The sequence below is a fragment of the Arthrobacter sp. MMS24-T111 genome, from assembly GCF_054888995.1.
Genome location: NZ_JBTZRO010000001.1, coordinates 2,299,055 through 2,316,526 on the forward strand (window position 1 = coordinate 2,299,055; position 17,472 = coordinate 2,316,526).

General features: G+C 64.5%; 11 protein-coding genes. 10 read left to right on the top strand and 1 reads right to left on the bottom strand.

Translation table 11 applies throughout. The features are described 5' to 3' along the window. Positions 1-3: 3 nt before the first annotated feature. From ACX5I6_RS10825 to ACX5I6_RS10860, 8 genes are all read left to right on the top strand, one after another. Positions 4-3,903, top strand: coding sequence for a DNA-directed RNA polymerase subunit beta' (locus ACX5I6_RS10825; RefSeq protein ID WP_461840481.1), 3,900 nt, complete (start codon positions 4-6; stop codon positions 3,901-3,903). Between the two features lie 386 nt (positions 3,904-4,289). Next, entirely contained in the window at positions 4,290-4,664 is a 375-nt protein-coding gene (rpsL, locus tag ACX5I6_RS10830; protein ID WP_009358312.1) for a 30S ribosomal protein S12, read from the top strand. A gap of 1 nt (position 4,665) precedes the next feature. After that, positions 4,666-5,136, top strand: coding sequence for a 30S ribosomal protein S7 (gene rpsG, locus ACX5I6_RS10835; RefSeq protein WP_003803829.1), 471 nt, complete (start codon positions 4,666-4,668; stop codon positions 5,134-5,136). 69 nt (positions 5,137-5,205) lie between these two features. Then, entirely contained in the window at positions 5,206-7,320 is a 2,115-nt protein-coding gene (gene fusA / locus ACX5I6_RS10840; RefSeq protein ID WP_018760461.1) for an elongation factor G, read from the top strand. A 264-nt stretch (positions 7,321-7,584) separates the two neighbouring features. Beyond that, the gene (gene tuf / locus ACX5I6_RS10845) at positions 7,585-8,775 is read left to right on the top strand and encodes an elongation factor Tu (RefSeq protein ID WP_018760460.1); all 1,191 of its coding nucleotides are present in this window, start codon (positions 7,585-7,587) and stop codon (positions 8,773-8,775) included. Between the two features lie 149 nt (positions 8,776-8,924). Further along, positions 8,925-13,127 (top strand): hypothetical protein, encoded by a 4,203-nt coding sequence (locus ACX5I6_RS10850; RefSeq protein ID WP_461840482.1) that lies wholly within the window; start codon positions 8,925-8,927, stop codon positions 13,125-13,127. 29 nt (positions 13,128-13,156) lie between these two features. Further along, on the top strand, positions 13,157-13,282 hold the full coding sequence (locus ACX5I6_RS10855; RefSeq protein ID WP_461840483.1) for a hypothetical protein: 126 nt from the start codon (positions 13,157-13,159) through the stop codon (positions 13,280-13,282). A gap of 105 nt (positions 13,283-13,387) precedes the next feature. Beyond that, the gene (locus tag ACX5I6_RS10860; protein WP_461840484.1) at positions 13,388-14,638 is read left to right on the top strand and encodes an Nramp family divalent metal transporter; all 1,251 of its coding nucleotides are present in this window, start codon (positions 13,388-13,390) and stop codon (positions 14,636-14,638) included. Positions 14,639-14,659: 21 nt separating this feature from the next. On the opposite strand, the gene ACX5I6_RS10865 is transcribed toward ACX5I6_RS10860, so the two are convergent. Beyond that, complete coding sequence (locus tag ACX5I6_RS10865) at positions 14,660-16,096, bottom strand: GH1 family beta-glucosidase (RefSeq protein WP_461840485.1); 1,437 nt, start codon at positions 16,094-16,096, stop codon at positions 14,660-14,662. 395 nt (positions 16,097-16,491) lie between these two features. Here ACX5I6_RS10865 and rpsJ point away from each other — a divergent pair, with 395 nt between their 5' ends. Both rpsJ and rplC read left to right on the top strand, forming a co-directional pair. After that, on the top strand, positions 16,492-16,800 hold the full coding sequence (gene rpsJ, locus ACX5I6_RS10870) for a 30S ribosomal protein S10 (RefSeq protein WP_003803825.1): 309 nt from the start codon (positions 16,492-16,494) through the stop codon (positions 16,798-16,800). Between the two features lie 17 nt (positions 16,801-16,817). Beyond that, complete coding sequence (gene rplC / locus ACX5I6_RS10875) at positions 16,818-17,468, top strand: 50S ribosomal protein L3 (RefSeq protein WP_461840486.1); 651 nt, start codon at positions 16,818-16,820, stop codon at positions 17,466-17,468. Positions 17,469-17,472: the final 4 nt, after the last annotated feature.

Consider the following 17,472-nt stretch of genomic DNA (forward strand, 5'->3'; position numbering starts at 1 on the left):
CATATGTCCAGCGAATCCTCCTTCGGCCTCATGCAGATCGGCCTCGCCACCGCGGAAGACATCCGCGGCTGGTCGTACGGCGAGGTTAAGAAGCCGGAAACCATCAACTACCGCACGCTCAAGCCCGAGAAGGACGGCCTCTTCTGCGAGAAGATCTTCGGCCCGTCCCGGGACTGGGAGTGCTACTGCGGCAAGTACAAGCGCGTGCGCTTCAAGGGCATCATCTGTGAGCGCTGTGGCGTCGAAGTCACCCGCGCCAAGGTCCGCCGTGAGCGCATGGGCCACATCGAGCTGGCCGCTCCCGTCACGCACATCTGGTACTTCAAGGGTGTTCCGTCCCGCCTGGGCTACCTCCTTGACCTGGCTCCGAAGGACCTCGAAAAGGTCATCTACTTCGCCGCCTACATGATCACCAGCGTCGACGAGGCCGCCCGCCACGAGGAACTGCCCAACCTGCAGGTTGAGCACGACATCGAGAAGAAGCAGCTGATCGACAACCGCGACGCCGACATCGCCGCGATCGCCCGCGACCTCGAAGGCGAAATCGCACGCCTCGAGGGCGAAGGCGCCAAGGCAGCGGACAAGAAGAAGGCCCGCGACTCCGCCGACCGCCAGATGGCCAACGTGCGCAAGCGCGCCGACGCCGACATCGAGCGCCTCGAGCAGGTCTGGGACCGCTTCAAGAACCTCAAGGTCGCGGACCTCGAAGGTGACGAAGGCCTGTACCGCGAACTGCGCGACCGCTACGGCATGTACTTCGAAGGCTCCATGGGTGCCGAGGCCATCAAGAAGCGTCTTGAGAACTTCGACATGCAGGCTGAGTCCGACCTGCTGCGCGACATCATCGCCAACGGCAAGGGCCAGCGCAAGACCCGCGCCCTCAAGCGCCTGAAGGTGGTCAACGCGTTCCTGACCACCAACAACAGCCCGCTCGGCATGGTGCTCGACGCCGTCCCGGTGATCCCGCCGGAACTGCGCCCGATGGTCCAGCTGGACGGTGGCCGCTTCGCGACCTCCGACCTGAACGACCTCTACCGCCGCGTGATCAACCGGAACAACCGCCTCAAGCGCCTGCTTGACCTTGGTGCTCCGGAGATCATCGTCAACAACGAGAAGCGCATGCTTCAGGAAGCTGTTGACAGCCTCTTCGACAACGGCCGCCGCGGCCGTCCGGTCACCGGACCGGGCAACCGTCCGCTGAAGTCCCTGAGCGACATGCTCAAGGGCAAGCAGGGCCGTTTCCGCCAGAACCTCCTCGGCAAGCGCGTCGACTACTCCGGCCGTTCGGTCATCGTCGTCGGCCCGCAGCTGAAGCTGCACCAGTGCGGCCTGCCCAAGCAGATGGCCCTGGAGCTCTTCAAGCCGTTCGTGATGAAGCGCCTGGTTGACCTCAACCACGCCCAGAACATCAAGTCGGCCAAGCGGATGGTGGAGCGCTACCGCCCGCAGGTCTGGGACGTTCTCGAAGAGATCATCACCGAACACCCGGTGCTGCTCAACCGTGCACCTACCCTGCACCGCCTGGGCATCCAGGCGTTCGAGCCGCAGCTTGTTGAAGGCAAGGCAATCCAGCTGCACCCGCTGGTTTGTGGCGCGTTCAACGCAGACTTCGACGGTGACCAGATGGCAGTCCACCTGCCGCTGAGCCCCGAGGCGCAGGCTGAGGCCCGCATCCTGATGCTGTCCTCGAACAACATCCTGAAGCCCTCCGACGGACGCCCGGTCACCCTGCCCTCGCAGGATATGATCATCGGCCTCTACCACCTGACCACCAAGCGCAAGGGTTCAGCCGGTGAAGGCCGCATCTTCGGTTCGGTTTCGGAAGCCATCATGGCGTTCGACGCCCGCGAGCTGCACCTGAACTCGCAGGTCAAGATCCGGCTCGAAGGCTTCGTGCCCTACGCCGGCTGGGAAGCTCCGGAAGGCTGGGAGCAGGGTCAGCCCGCTCTCGTCCAGACCTCCCTGGGCCAGGTCCTCTTCAACGAGACCCTGCCCGAGGACTACCCCTGGGTCGAGGCTGTTGCCGACAAGGGCGAACTGTCCCGGATCGTCAACGACCTCGCCGAGCGCTACCCGAAGGTCGTCACCGCGGCAACGCTGGACAACCTGAAGGACGCCGGTTTCTACTGGGCCACCCGCTCAGGCGTCACGGTTGCCATCTCCGACATCGAGGTCCCGGCTGCCAAGCCGGAAATCCTTGCCGGTTACGAGGAACGGGCCGCCAAGATCCAGGGCCAGTACGACAAGGGCCTGATCGACGACGACGAGCGTCGCCAGGAACTGATCGAGATCTGGAACAAGGCCACCAACGACATCGCCTCGGTGATGCGCGAGAGCCTCTCACCGATGAACACCATCAACCGCATGGTGTCCTCCGGTGCACGTGGTAACTGGATGCAGGTCCGCCAGATCGCGGGTATCCGTGGCCTGGTGGCCAACCCGAAGGGTGAGATCATCCCGCGCCCCATCAAGTCCTCCTACCGTGAGGGCCTGTCGGTGCTGGAATACTTCATCGCCACGCACGGTGCCCGTAAGGGCCTGGCCGATACCGCCCTGCGTACCGCCAACTCGGGTTACCTGACCCGTCGCCTGGTGGACGTCTCGCAGGATGTCATCGTCCGTGAAGAAGACTGCGGCACCGAGCGCGGCTTGGTCACGCCCATCGCCGTCGCCGATTCCAACGGTGAGCTCGTCCTGGACGAGAACGTCGAGAACAGCGCCTACGCCCGTACGCTGGCCGTCGACGTCGTGGACTCCGAGGGCAATGTCCTCGCAGCCGCCGGCACCGACTGCGGCGACGTCGTCATCGCGGAACTCTTCAAGGCAGGCATCACCGAGGTCAAGGTCCGCTCGGTCCTCACCTGTGAGTCCAGCGTCGGCACCTGCGCCCTGTGCTACGGCCGTTCGCTGGCCACCGGCAAGACCGTGGACATCGGCGAGGCCGTGGGCATCATTGCCGCACAGTCCATCGGTGAACCCGGTACCCAGCTGACCATGCGTACGTTCCACACCGGTGGTGCAGTTTCCGCCGGCGGTGGCGACGACATCACCCAGGGTCTGCCCCGTATCCAGGAGCTCTTCGAAGCCCGTACTCCGAAGGGTGTCGCGCCGATTGCCGAAGCAGCCGGCCGCATCACCATCGAAGAGTCCGAGCGCCAGATGCGCCTGGTCATCACCCCGGATGACGGAACGGAAGAGATCGCTTACCCGGTCCTGCGCCGTTCACGCCTGCTCATCGAAGACGGTGACCACGTCACCGTTGGCCAGAAGCTGATCAACGGTCCCGTGGACCCCAAGCAGGTCCTGCGCATCATGGGTCCGCGTGCCGCCCAGAAGTTCCTGGTGGACGAGGTCCAGGGCGTCTACCGCAGCCAGGGCATCGGTATCCACGACAAGCACGTCGAGGTTATCGTCCGCCAGATGCTGCGGCGCGTCACGGTCATCGAGTCCGGTGAATCGGACTTGCTGCCCGGCGAGCTCGCCGAGCGGAGCCGGTTCGAGGAGGCCAACCGCCGCGTTGTGTCCGAGGGCAAGACTCCGGCTTCCGGACGTCCTGAGCTCATGGGCATCACCAAGGCGTCGCTGGCCACCGAGTCCTGGCTCTCGGCCGCTTCCTTCCAGGAGACCACCCGCGTCCTGACGCAGGCGGCCATGGAAGGCAAGAGCGATCCGCTGCTTGGCCTGAAGGAGAACGTCATCATCGGTAAGCTGATCCCCGCCGGCACGGGCCTCCCGCGCTACACGGAGGTCACGGTCGAGCCCACTGAAGAAGCGAAGGCCAACCTGTTCACCGGCCCCAGTGCATTCAGCGATTTCTCGTACGACACCCTGGGCGGTGACGGAGTTCCCGAGTTCCACGCCATCCCGCTGGATGACTACGACCTCGGCAACGACTTCCGCTAACCAGCAGAAGCCGGCTTAGCCGAAAGGGATGGTCCCGCACCGCACGGTGGGGACCATCCCCCTTAACCCGTCGATTAAGGCCTGGACACTGTCCGTGGTAGACTGGTTACCAATTGTTATTGTGGCAGTGGATGAGTGCGCCGGTATCAGCTGAAAGGTTGGACCAGAGCGACGTTTCCGGTTTGCAGGGTTCTTGTGCAACGTATGCCACATTTTTGCATGCCTAGGGACTGATGGGATCGCAAGCTCCTTCCCGGTATGCGATCCGACTATTAAAGGCTTCGCCTTCGCCGCCATGAAGATCCTCTTCAGGGCTCGGGCGGCGGGGCAACGCAACAAGAGAGTGGCCGGAAACAGCCACTCCGGATAAAACGGAGAACACGAGAGTGCCTACGATTAACCAGCTGGTCCGCAAGGGCCGCACGCCTAAGGTCTCAAAGACCAAGGCTCCCGCGCTTAAGGGCAGCCCCATGCGCCGCGGTGTTTGCACCCGCGTTTACACCACCACCCCGAAGAAGCCGAACTCGGCTCTGCGTAAGGTGGCGCGTGTTCGCCTCAACGGCGGCGTGGAAGTCACCGCCTACATCCCCGGTGTTGGCCACAACCTGCAGGAGCACTCCATTGTGCTCGTCCGCGGTGGTCGTGTTAAGGACCTCCCCGGTGTCCGCTACAAGATCGTCCGTGGCGCCCTTGATACCCAGGGCGTGAAGAACCGTAAGCAGGCCCGCAGCCGCTACGGCGCAAAGATGGAGAAGAAGTAATATGCCTCGCAAGGGTCCGGCCCCCAAGCGGCCGCTCGTTTCGGATCCGGTTTACGGCTCCCCGCTGGTAACCCAGCTCATCAACAAGGTGCTTGTTGACGGCAAGAAGTCCACTGCAGAGCGCATCGTCTACGGTGCCCTCGAAGGCGCACGCGCCAAGTCCGGTGGCGACCCCGTCGCAGCGCTGAAGAAGGCCATGGACAACGTCAAGCCTTCGCTTGAAGTTCGCTCCCGCCGCGTCGGTGGCGCCACCTACCAGGTCCCGGTTGAGGTCAAGCCGGGCCGCTCCACCGCACTCGCCCTGCGCTGGCTGGTTGGCTACTCCAAGGCCCGCCGTGAAAAGACGATGACCGAGCGCCTCCAGAACGAAATCCTGGATGCGTCCAACGGTCTCGGTGCCGCTGTGAAGCGTCGCGAAGACACCCACAAGATGGCCGAGTCCAACAAGGCCTTCGCACACTACCGCTGGTAATACTCCCCGGGCGCCGCCGGCTCAACAGAGCCGGCGGCGAACGTGTAGTCCATCCCAAAAGGAGACCCCGTGGCACAGGACGTGCTTACCGACCTTAGTAAGGTCCGCAACATCGGCATCATGGCCCACATTGATGCCGGCAAGACCACCACAACCGAGCGCATCCTGTTCTACACGGGTGTGAACCACAAGATCGGCGAAACGCACGACGGCGCTTCGACCACTGACTGGATGGAACAGGAAAAGGAACGCGGCATCACCATCACGTCTGCCGCCGTGACCTGCTTCTGGGAGAACAACCAGATCAACATCATCGACACCCCCGGCCACGTTGACTTCACGGTTGAGGTTGAGCGCTCCCTGCGCGTCCTCGACGGTGCAGTTGCCGTCTTTGATGGCAAGGAAGGCGTTGAGCCGCAGTCGGAAACCGTTTGGCGCCAGGCTGACAAGTACAACGTTCCGCGTATCTGCTTCGTCAACAAGATGGACAAGCTCGGTGCTGACTTCTACTTCACCGTAGACACCATCATCAGCCGCCTCGGTGCCAAGCCGCTGGTCATGCAGCTGCCCATCGGTGCCGAGAACGACTTCATCGGCGTCGTCGACCTGCTTTACATGCGTGCCCTGGTTTGGCCGGGCGACGCCAAGGGCGACGTGACCATGGGTGCCAAGTACGAAATCCGCGAGATCCCTGCCGATCTGCAGGAAAAGGCTGAAGAGTACCGCGCGAACCTCGTTGAGACGGTCGCCGAGTCCTCTGAGGAACTCATGGAGAAGTACCTCGAGGGCGAAGAGATCTCGATCGACGAGCTCAAGGCCGGCATCCGCAAGATGACCATCAACTCCGAGCTGTACCCGATCTTCTGTGGCTCCGCCTTCAAGAACCGCGGCGTCCAGCCGATGCTCGACGCTGTGGTGGACTACCTGCCGAACCCGCTCGACGTCCCCCCGATGGTCGGCCACGATCCTCGCGACGAAGAGAAGGAACTGACCCGCAAGCCTTCCTCGGAAGAGCCCTTCTCGGCTCTGGCCTTCAAGATTGCGGCCCACCCCTTCTTCGGCCAGCTCACCTTCATCCGCGTGTACTCCGGTCACGTGGAAGCAGGCGCCCAGGTGGTCAACTCCACCAAGGGCAAGAAGGAGCGCATCGGCAAGCTGTTCCAGATGCACGCCAACAAGGAAATGCCCGTCGAGGGCGCTACCGCCGGCCACATCTATGCAGCCATCGGTCTGAAGGACACCACCACGGGCGACACCCTGTGCGATGCCAACAACCAGATCGTGCTCGAGTCCATGAGCTTCCCGGAGCCCGTGATCTCGGTTGCCATCGAGCCGAACACCAAGGGTGACCAGGAGAAGCTCTCCACGGCCATCCAGAAGCTCTCCGCTGAGGACCCCACCTTCCAGGTGTCCCTCAACGAAGACACCGGCCAGACCATCATCGCCGGCATGGGCGAGCTCCACCTGGACATCCTGGTGGACCGCATGCGCCGCGAATTCAAGGTCGAGGCCAACGTGGGCAAGCCCCAGGTTGCTTACCGCGAAACCATCAAGCGCGCCGTCGAACGCCACGACTACACGCACAAGAAGCAGACCGGTGGTTCGGGCCAGTTCGCAAAGATCCAGATCGCGATCGAGCCGCTGGACACCGCCGAGGGCGAGCTGTACGAGTTTGAGAACAAGGTCACCGGTGGCCGCGTTCCGCGCGAGTACATCCCGTCCGTTGACGCGGGCATCCAGGATGCGCTGAACGACGGCGTCCTGGCCGGCTACCCGGTTGTCGGCATCAAGGCCACGCTGATTGACGGCGCGTACCACGATGTTGACTCTTCGGAAATGGCGTTCAAGATCGCCGGCCGCATGGCTTTCAAGGAAGCTGCGCGCAAGGCGAACCCGGTTCTGCTTGAGCCGCTGATGGATGTCGAGGTCCGCACCCCTGAGGAATACATGGGTGAAGTTATCGGTGACCTCAACTCCCGCCGTGGCCAGATGCAGTCCATGGAAGATGCACAGGGCGTCAAGGTCATCCGTGCGCACGTTCCGTTGTCCGGCATGTTCGGCTACATCGGTGACCTGCGCTCGAAGACCCAGGGCCGTGCTGTGTACTCCATGACGTTCAACAGCTACGCCGAGGTCCCGAAGGCAGTTGCCGACGAGATCATCCAGAAGACCCGCGGCGAGTAGTCCTTCGGACTTTTCGCAGCGAAAAACTCGGGTGCGCTTGCCGGTTACGGAAAGCACAGCCGGTGCAGGTGGCCGGGGTTCGGTCGGATTCGTCCGGTCAAGCCGGTTCCCGGCCATCTGCACGAACAGGCTCTAGGGACTAGTATTAGTTCCTGAATCTGCAATTTCACCAATCCAAAGCCCCCCAAGTAGACTTACCTGAGTTTCTGCCGCGACAAGAGCGGCAGGAGGGTATGTCATTTGAAAACGTTCTAGGAGGAACCTGTGGCAAAGGCAAAGTTCGAGCGGACTAAGCCGCACGTCAACATCGGCACCATTGGTCACGTTGACCACGGTAAGACGACGCTGACGGCCGCCATTTCCAAGGTGCTGTACGACAAGTACCCGACTCTCAACGAGAAGCGTGACTTCGCGTCGATCGACTCTGCACCCGAAGAGCGTCAGCGCGGTATTACCATCAACATCTCCCACGTGGAGTACCAGACCGAGAAGCGTCACTACGCACACGTTGACGCCCCCGGCCACGCTGACTACATCAAGAACATGATCACCGGTGCTGCCCAGATGGACGGCGCAATCCTCGTGGTTGCCGCTACCGACGGCCCAATGGCTCAGACCCGCGAGCACGTTCTGCTGGCCCGCCAGGTTGGTGTGCCCTACCTGCTGGTCGCGCTGAACAAAGCCGACATGGTTGACGACGAAGAGCTCCTCGACCTCGTCGAAATGGAAGTTCGCGAGCTCCTCAGCTCGCAGGGCTTCGATGGCGACAACGCTCCGGTTGTCCGCGTCTCCGGCCTGAAGGCCCTGGAAGGCGACCCCGAGTGGGTCAAGTCCGTTGAGGACCTGATGGCTGCAGTCGACGAGTCCGTTCCGGACCCCGTACGTGACCGCGACAAGCCGTTCCTGATGCCGATCGAAGACGTCTTCACCATCACCGGTCGTGGCACCGTTGTTACGGGCCGCGCCGAGCGTGGAACCCTCGCCATCAACTCCGAGGTCGAGATCGTCGGCATCCGCCCGGTCCAGAAGACCACGGTTACCGGTATCGAGATGTTCCACAAGCAGCTCGACGAAGCATGGGCCGGCGAGAACTGTGGCCTCCTGCTCCGCGGTCTGAAGCGCGACGATGTCGAGCGTGGCCAGGTTGTCGTCAAGCCGGGTTCCATCACCCCGCACACCGACTTCGAGGCCAACGTCTACATCCTCTCCAAGGACGAAGGCGGACGTCACAACCCGTTCTACTCCAACTACCGCCCGCAGTTCTACTTCCGCACCACGGACGTAACCGGCGTTATCACCCTGCCCGAGGGCACGGAAATGGTTATGCCCGGCGACAACACTGAGATGACCGTTGCGCTCATCCAGCCCATCGCAATGGAAGAGGGCCTCGGCTTCGCAATCCGTGAAGGCGGCCGCACCGTTGGTTCGGGACGTGTCACCAAGATCATCAAGTAGTTTCTGCTGATCACGGACCATCCGAATCCTTGATTCGGTAATCCACAGGAAACCCCGCTGCCCAGTGCAGCGGGGTTTTCTTTTGCTACCATTTATCCAGTCGTTGGATAAATAAATGGGGACCGTTGTCTTATGGAAGAAGGCCCGACATGAGGGACGAGTCGTATGCCGCAGGGTACCGCGCCGGTCATCTGCAGGGGTGGCTGGACGCCATGGCTCAAGTAGACCAAATGCGGCGTCCGGCCAGTGCGGACCAACCCGCGGCGCAGGAAGTGAACCCGGCGCGGGTCTCTGTGGACGCGGCTCCTCCTGTGCTTCCGCCAGTTGCCGGAACGCTCGCCGCGGCAGCCGCTTTCGGGCAGCCCGCACCGGCATCCTCCGCACTGACCCGGCAGGCCGACGCCGACCGGTTGGGAATCGTCTCCGGCCCCGGACGGGCGGTACCGCCGCGGCCCGCCGCGCCAATGCCAGCGGCCGCCCGCGCGGTGCCGCGCGCCGGCACGCCGGCCGAGCGCCAGGCGCGCCGGGAACGCCGGGACCGGCAGAACATCAACATCACGCTCTACGTTGCCAGCCTGCTCCTGGTGGCGGCTGCGGCACTCTTCGTTGGGAGCAGTCTGCCACCGATGCTGCGCTTCGCCGGTGTTGGAGCCGTCACCGCAATGTTCTACTGCCTCGGGTTCGCGTTGCATGCAAAGGTGGCCCGGCTAAGGCCCGCCGCCGTTGCCTTTACCGGCACCGGGCTGGCACTGGTGCCGGTTACGGGCCTGGCACTGTACAACTTTGCCTGGCATGACGGGCCCGCCACCTGCTTGCTGACGTCCCTAGTGGGGACCGCCGCCTATGTGGCGGCCGCCATCAGGCTGGAAAGTAAAGTCCTGACCTACCTGTCTCTGACGTTCGTGGTGTCGAGTGCGTGGTCGGGGGTTGCTGTCCTCGGAGGAGCACTCGTTTGGTACTTCGCGGCCATGATCAGTGTGGCCGTGGCCTTCACGCTGTTGTCGCATCTGCGCCCGTCATGGCTGCCGTTGATCTTCGCCGGGCCGCTTGCCGCACTGCACCCCTATGTGGTGCCAGGTGTCGGGGCTGCGGCCACGTTATCGCCGTTCCTGCCCGCTGGCCCGGGATTGACCAAGGCAGAGTATGCGCTCGTCCTCGGCGCCTGCGGGGCATACTTCGCCGTGTTTGCAGTGGCCATGGCCGGTCTGCGGCTGGCCTACCTCAGGGCCGCAAGGGTCGCTCTGACAATCGCGGCCGCCGTCGGGATCTGGCACGTCTCAGGTCGCGGGACGGTCGCCCTGTTCACCCTTGCCGTCGTGGTCGGCGCCCAGTCAGTGGCAGTGGCATACATGGGCGCACGCCTTGACGGCTGGATCACGCGGGCAGCAGGAGCGTCCGGCGGGCACCAACGGACGGTCGACGCCGGACCGCTGGCGGCTCCGGCACGTTGGCGGCGTGACGCGTTCGTCACGTTTGGCATCCAGTTCGCGGCCACGGCCGGCTATGCGCTGGCCGTCGTCGTCGCGGGCTTCTTCCCACCGACTCAAACATCTGCAAGTCCTGTGCCACTGTGGCTTCCAGTTTTCCTGAGCCTTGTGACGGGCTTCGCGCTGGCTGCCAGGCTGCGAGGCCGCGCCGAGACCGCCCCGGTGCCGGCACTGTTGCTGGCAGCCGTCGTCAGCCATCACCTCGGTGAGGGCGTGTTTGCGCTGCTGCTCGCCCTGGCCACCGGCTTTTGGGCAGCCAGGGCCTACGCAGCGGACGGGGCGCTGCGGCACCGCATGGTGCTCAACGCACGCCTGGCCTGCACGGTACTGGCTCCCGCGCTGGCAGCAGCCGTGACCGACGGCGACGGGCAGGACCGGGCCATATGGTTCACGTGGCTGATCGCGGCTGCCGTGCAGCAACTTCTCTCTGCGGCGATGCAGCGTTTCGGAATGAGCCCCATGGCGCCCGCCGTGAGCCTGGTGGGCTTCACGCTTCTCGGGCTTGGAAGCATCGCCGGCCTCTCGTCACTTGCGGGCCCCGGGTCCCAGGGGCTGGTGTGGGCGGCCGTGCTGATCCAGCTCGCTGCTGCACTCGTGACCGGCGTGTTGCTGACCGGCAAACCTGCGGATTGGCGCAACTGGCGGCCCGGCACCGGGGAGGTCCTGGCGCCCGTGGTGGCCGCGATGCTTGCGGCGTTCGCGTTTGACAGGGTCACGGAGGGGGCCGGCAACCTGGTCCTCTTGCTGCTGCTGGCATACTTTGTGGCGTCCGCGCCCAGGCTCCCGGCGCTGGAGCACCGGTGGGCTTATTGGTGGGCAGCCCGGGCAACAGGAACCGTTCTGGTGTTGACGGCGTTCTCGCAGTTGCAGCACAGTACCGGCAGCCTTGTTATCGGCGGGGAGGCGCTGCATCCGGCCGCCGTTCTCGTTGCCGCCCTCTTTGCCCAGCTGTCCCTGCCTTTGGCCGGGAAGATCCTGCGGCGGGCCCCCTCTGGCGTATTCTTCGATGCTGCCGGTGTCATCGTGCTGCAGCTGGCCGCCTGTGCCGTCCTGGCGTTCCAGGCCTCCGGGAGCTGGCAGCATCTTGCCGCCGTGTCCGGAGCTGCAGTTTCCGCCGCCTTGGCTGCCTACGTAATGCGGACAGAGCCGGCCGCTATGGTCCTTGTCCCTCTGTCCTTCCTGGCCCTCGCGGGCCTGTCGCTCGGAAATGCCCGGGTGGTAGAGGTTCTGCTGGGTGTCTTCGCAGTGTTTGCGGCCGTCATGGTGGCAGCGGTGCCCCGGCCCCGGAGCAAAGGGTGGTATTTCGTTGCCGCGCGCGTCCTCACTGCCGCCCTTGCCTTGGTGCTCAGCGGCGACGTGACGGCCTCACCCACTGCTGTATCCGTAACGTTTGCGTTCGTCCTAGCCGCACAGCATGTCATTCGCTGGTTGATGCGTTTCCGGCTCGCTGCCGTGCCCTTCCAGCAGGCTGCCGTGTGGATCACCCTTGCAGGCCAGGCCCTGCTGCCCCTGGCATACGCCGTGCAGCAGGGCGCGTTGCGGCTTGGCGCGTACTTTGGTGCTCCGCTGCCGGGCGGCGGGATCGGGATGGACGGCTCCCGCCGTTGGGTATTGCTTCTGGAGCTGGGGCTGCTGGTGGCGTCGGCCGCCGCAGCCCGCAGGCTGTTCGTTGCCCGGGGTGCGCTGTACTTCGGCGTTTACGGGCTGCTCTTGGGCGTATTGTCCCTCAGCCCGGTGGTTGCCTTCGGGGACGTGGCTGCCCTCAGCTTCACCGGGACAGCCGTCGTTCTTCTGCTCCTGGGCCTTGCGGCCGCCGCCGCCGGTCCGGAGTGGCGGCGGCGCAGTGCCTCTACGGACCCGGAGCGCCGATTGTGGCTCGCCGCTGCAGGAACATTCACTGTTGCGGCGTTGGCCGTGTCGCCCCGAACGTCCGACTGGGTTCCGGGCGCTGCCGTGCTGGCCGTTGCCGCGGTCCTGCTGACGGCTTCCCATGTGGAAGCGAGGCCGCTCCTCTATGCGCCGGCTGCAGTTGCTGTGCTCGGCGGAGCCTTCATGCTGGCTTCCGCGTGGCTGGGAGAATCCGGGGGCAATGGCCCGGGGGAGTGGGCGAGCTACCTGCATTGGCTGGCCGGCCCGGGCGTCGCGGCAGCGGGGCTTTATGCCGTGCGCCGGGCACGGTCCGCGGCGCTGGCGGATGACCCGTTCAGGCGCTGGTCCCTGGCCGGCGGCGCCTTCGCCGGCCTTCTCCTGGCAGCCCTTGCGGGCCTCTGCCGTGATGGAACTTCCTGGGCCGGTGTTGGGGTCCTCGTTGCCGCCGCCGCTGTTGCCGTCGTCGAAGCGACACCCCGCATGCGCAGGCCCGCGGCGGAGCTGGCCGGCATCGCGATCGTGGCTGCAGTCCAGCGGGCCGCCCTATTCGAGTTCAGCGCGGCCCGGGGACTCCTGCCCTGGCCTGCCGTTTCCCACGCGGACTCCTTCTGGGTGGCGCAGTGGTACATGCTGTCGGCGGCCGTGCTGGCCGGCCTGCGATATCTGGCGGGCAGTCCCACCATCGGCCGGCGCTATGCGTGTGCCGCTGCCGGGCTGCTCAGCCTGTCAGGGGCGGGCACAGTGTTCGGAGGCGAATCCTCGCAGCAGTTGTGGGTACTGGTATGGCTCGCCGTGCTTTTGGTCGCCGGGCTGGTCCTTGGTGACAGGCTCTTTGTCAGGTGGGGCGCGGCGGGGATTGCCGTCTGCGTCCTTTGGGCGATGCGGCAGTACACGTTTGCACTCCTGACCGTGGTGGCCGCCGGCCTTATTGCTTTTGCGGTCTGGCGCCTCAACCGTGGCACGGCTGGTCAGGACAAGGCCGGGAACGCGCCCTGATACTGTTTCAGCACTGAAAGGAGTCCATCATGGGGTGGCTTATTTTCCTGCTCATCGCGGTTGCCGTCGTTGCCGGGGCGTTCTGGGCTAAAAAGTATTTCCGGCACGAGATCGATCGCGCCAAACGGATCAACAGGTCCAACAAGAACCAGTAGTACCGTGCCGCGCAGGTTCGCTGGCATACCGTAGTCCTACTTTTCGGTATACCTAAATTCGCGCTATCCTCGTCTCATAGATGCCCGCAACGACGAGGACACGTGATGGCTGCTCCCACACTGACGGCCGGACCTGCCGCCCCCAAGGCCTGGTCCCGGCTCCTGCTGCTCGGACCTGCCTTCGTAGCGGCCATCGCGTACGTGGACCCGGGTAATGTCGCCGCCAACCTGACGGCCGGGGCCAACTTCGGGTACCTGCTTGTGTGGGTCCTCGTGGCCGCCAACGCCATGGCGGTGCTGATCCAGTACCAATCCGCGAAGCTTGGCCTCGCCACCGGCATGAGCCTGCCGGAAATCCTGGGCGAGCGGCTGGGTACGCGGCGCCGCCGCGCCTACTGGGCCCAGGCAGAGCTTGTGGCCGGGGCTACGGACATGGCCGAAGTGATCGGTGGCGCGGTGGCGCTGAACCTCCTTTTCGGAGTACCCCTGCTGGCCGGTGGATTCATCATCGGTGTTGCCTCCATGCTGTTGCTGACCCTTCAATCGCACCGCAGCCAGAAGTCCTTCGAGATCGCCATCCTGGTGCTCCTGGGAGTGATTGCGGTGGGGTTCGTCTCGGGCCTGTTTGTCAGCCCACCTGACGCGGGCGGTGCGCTGGCCGGCCTAGTCCCGCGGTTCGAGGGGACAGATACGGTTCTGCTGGCCGCCAGCATGCTCGGGGCAACGGTCATGCCGCACGCGATCTACTTGCACTCTGCCCTGGCGCGGGACCGCCATGGCTTCTCGCCTGATCCCGGGGTCCGGTCCAGGCTCATCCGGGCAACGCGCGTTGACGTCGCCGGTGCCCTGCTCCTTGCCGGAATCGTCAATATCGCCATGCTGCTGCTGGCCGCCACCAGCCTTCGCGGCGTGGAAGGAACCGACACCATTGCCGGGGCGCATGCCGCCGTGACGTCGGCGCTCGGGCCGGTGATCGGCGTCGTCTTTGCCGTAGGCCTGCTGGCCTCCGGCCTGGCATCCACCTCGGTGGGCTGCTACGCCGGAGCCACGATCATGGGCGGCCTCCTGAAGATGAGGGTGCCCCTCCTGGTCCGGCGGATCATCACCTTGATCCCGGCCCTGGTGGTCCTGGGTGCCGGGATAGAGCCGACGCTCGCCCTCGTCTTGAGCCAGGTGCTCCTCAGCTTCGGGATTCCGTTCGCGCTGATCCCCCTGATCCGGCTCACCGGCAGCCGTGAGGTGATGGGCATCCATGTGGATTCCCGGCCGCTGCGGATTGCCGGTTGGACCAGTGCGGCGCTGATCGTCGGACTGAACTGTGTCCTGATTGTCCTCACGGTGTCCGGACATGCCTGAGCCGGCGCCGGCGGCCGTGCGCTAGCTGTCCCGGCGTGCCCGGGCCCGGGAGAGGGCCTGGTACCAGTAGAAGGACTTTTTGGGGGTCCGTTCAAGGGTCTCGAAGTCCACATGCACCAGGCCGAAGCGCTGCGAGTAGCCGGCGGCCCACTCGAAGTTGTCCATCAGGGTCCACACGTAGTAGCCGCGCAGGTCCACGCCTTCGGCAACACCGCCGGGCGCCGTGGCCTCCAGTGCAGTTCCCAGGTGGGTTGCCAAGTAGTCCACCCGGTCGGCGTCGTCCAAAGTCTGGGATACGCGGTCGGGCTCGGGGAAGCTGGCCCCGCCTTCGGTGATGTACACCGGGGGCAGGGCATCACCGTAACGGTCCCGCATTTCCTGCAGCAGGATCCCCAGGTGGTGTGGCGCCACCGGCCAGCCGAAACCGGTGCTGCCGTACTCCGGATACCCCACTTCGTGGAAGGGAAGCTTCGCCAGTTCCTGGTGCATGTCCGCCGGCAGGGGCGTGATGCCGGGCCCCAGCGCCACCTTGACCGGGAAATAGTAGTTGAGCCCATAGAAATCCAGCGGCTGGTGGATGGTCTTCAGGTCTGCGTCGGAGATCCTGCCGATGGAACGCAGCCACGGCCTGGCATACAACGGCAGGGACGGGTAGCGGCCCAGCAGGACGGGGTCGGCATACAGCCGGTTCATCAGCAGGTCGTACAGGTGGGCGACCATCCGGTCACCGATCTTCCGGGACGCGGGCCTGACCGGTGAGTGCAGGTTCGTCAGACCGATGCCGCCAACAACTCCGGCGGCCCGCAGCGCCTGGACCCCCAGCCCGTGCGCCAGGAGCTGGTTGTGGATGGCGGGCAGGGCATCGAACATCAGGCGGCGTCCAGGGGCATGCACCCCCAAGGCATAGCCGTTCAGGGTCACCGATACGGGCTCATTGAGGGTGACCCACTGCGGCACCCGGTCCCCGAACCGCTCGCCGGCCGCCCTGGCGTACTCGGCAAAGCGATGCGCCGTGTCCCGGTTCAGCCAGCCGCCCCGGTGCTCGAGCGGCAAAGGAGTGTCCCAGTGGTAGAGAGTGGCCATGGGGGAGATGCCGGCCTCGAGGAGTTCGTCGATCAGCCGGTCATAGAAATCCAGTCCCTGGGCGTTGAAGCTGCCTTGGCCATCGGGCTGGATGCGGGGCCAGGAGAGCGAAAAGCGGTACGAGCCAACGCCGAGCTCCTTGAGCAGCGCCACATCTTCGGGCAACCTGTTGTAGTGGTCGCAGGCGACAGCGGGGGAGTGGCCGTCCAGGATTGCCCCGGGCTTTTCGGCGAAGGCGTCCCACCCGGAGGGTCCCCGGCCATCCGCCTTGAGGGAGCCTTCGATCTGGAACGCCGCAGCCGCAACACCCAGGGTGAACGACGGCGGCACCCGCCCGGCCAGTTCGGTCACCGATTCCGTGCCTTCCATGGTCATGCCCCTATCATCCAGTGGCTTCCGGTCCACGGCAATGGCCGTTCCCGGGGCTGAAAAGCGGCGATTCGCATCTGGCAGGGTTTTCCGGCATACTAGATGAGTTGTTCAAGCGCTTCTTCGCGTCCCGATCCGGATAATGCCGGGTGCAGGGTCCAAGCTGAAGACCAAACATAACCCACCCCCATGGAACTGCGGATTCACATGCGCGCCCAGCGCGACACGCCCGACCGCGGGGGTCGGTTACGCCGGCAAGGTGAGGAACCCGGATTTATCCGGATTCAGTTTGTGCGGCGGATGGTGGTTACGACCTCAAATGCTTCGGCAGCCATACAACAGGTAAGTGAACAGGGCAGCCCTAAACCGGGGAAGCACAGACTGAAAGAGAGTCAGGCGACATGGCGGGACAAAAAATCCGCATCCGGCTGAAGTCATACGACCACGAGGTCATTGACGTTTCAGCACGGAAGATCGTTGAGACGGTCACGCGCGCAGGCGCAACGGTAGTCGGCCCCGTGCCGCTGCCGACGGAGAAGAACGTGTACTGCGTGATCCGCTCTCCGCACAAGTACAAGGACAGCCGCGAGCACTTTGAAATGCGCACGCACAAGCGTCTTATCGACATCATCGATCCCACGCCGAAGGCCGTCGACTCGCTCATGCGTCTCGACCTGCCGGCTGACGTGAACATCGAAATCAAGCTGTAGGGAGGTGCTGAGAAACTATGACCGCAACCCGTAACGTAAAGGGCCTGCTGGGCACGAAGCTCGGCATGACCCAGGTCTGGGACGAGAACAACAAACTCATCCCCGTCACTGTGGTCCAGGCAGATTCGAACGTCATCACCCAGCTGCGCAACGCTGAGGCCGATGGCTACGTCGCCGTCCAGATCGGCTACGGCCAGATCGATCCCCGCAAGGTCACCAAGCCGCTGGCTGGTCACTTTGAAAAGGCAGGCGTCACGCCTCGCCGCCACGTCGTCGAACTTCGTACCGCAGATGCTGCCGAGTACGAGCGGGCCAGGAGCTTCTCCGTAGAGGTCTTCGAAGCCGGCCAGAAGATCGACGTCATCGGCACCACCAAGGGTAAGGGCTTCGCCGGTGTTATGAAGCGTCACGGCTTCCACGGCGTTGGAGCTTCCCACGGTGCCCACAAGAACCACCGTAAGCCCGGTTCAATCGGTGGCGCATCCACCCCGAGCCGCGTCTTCAAGGGCATGAAAATGGCCGGCCGCATGGGCGCCGTTCGTCACACCACGCTGAACCTCACCGTTCACGCGGTTGACGTCGAGAAGTCGCTGCTCCTGATCAAGGGTGCCGTTCCCGGTGCCCGCGGCCAGGTCGTCCTCGTACGTACCGCCGTGAAGGGAGCCTAGTTCA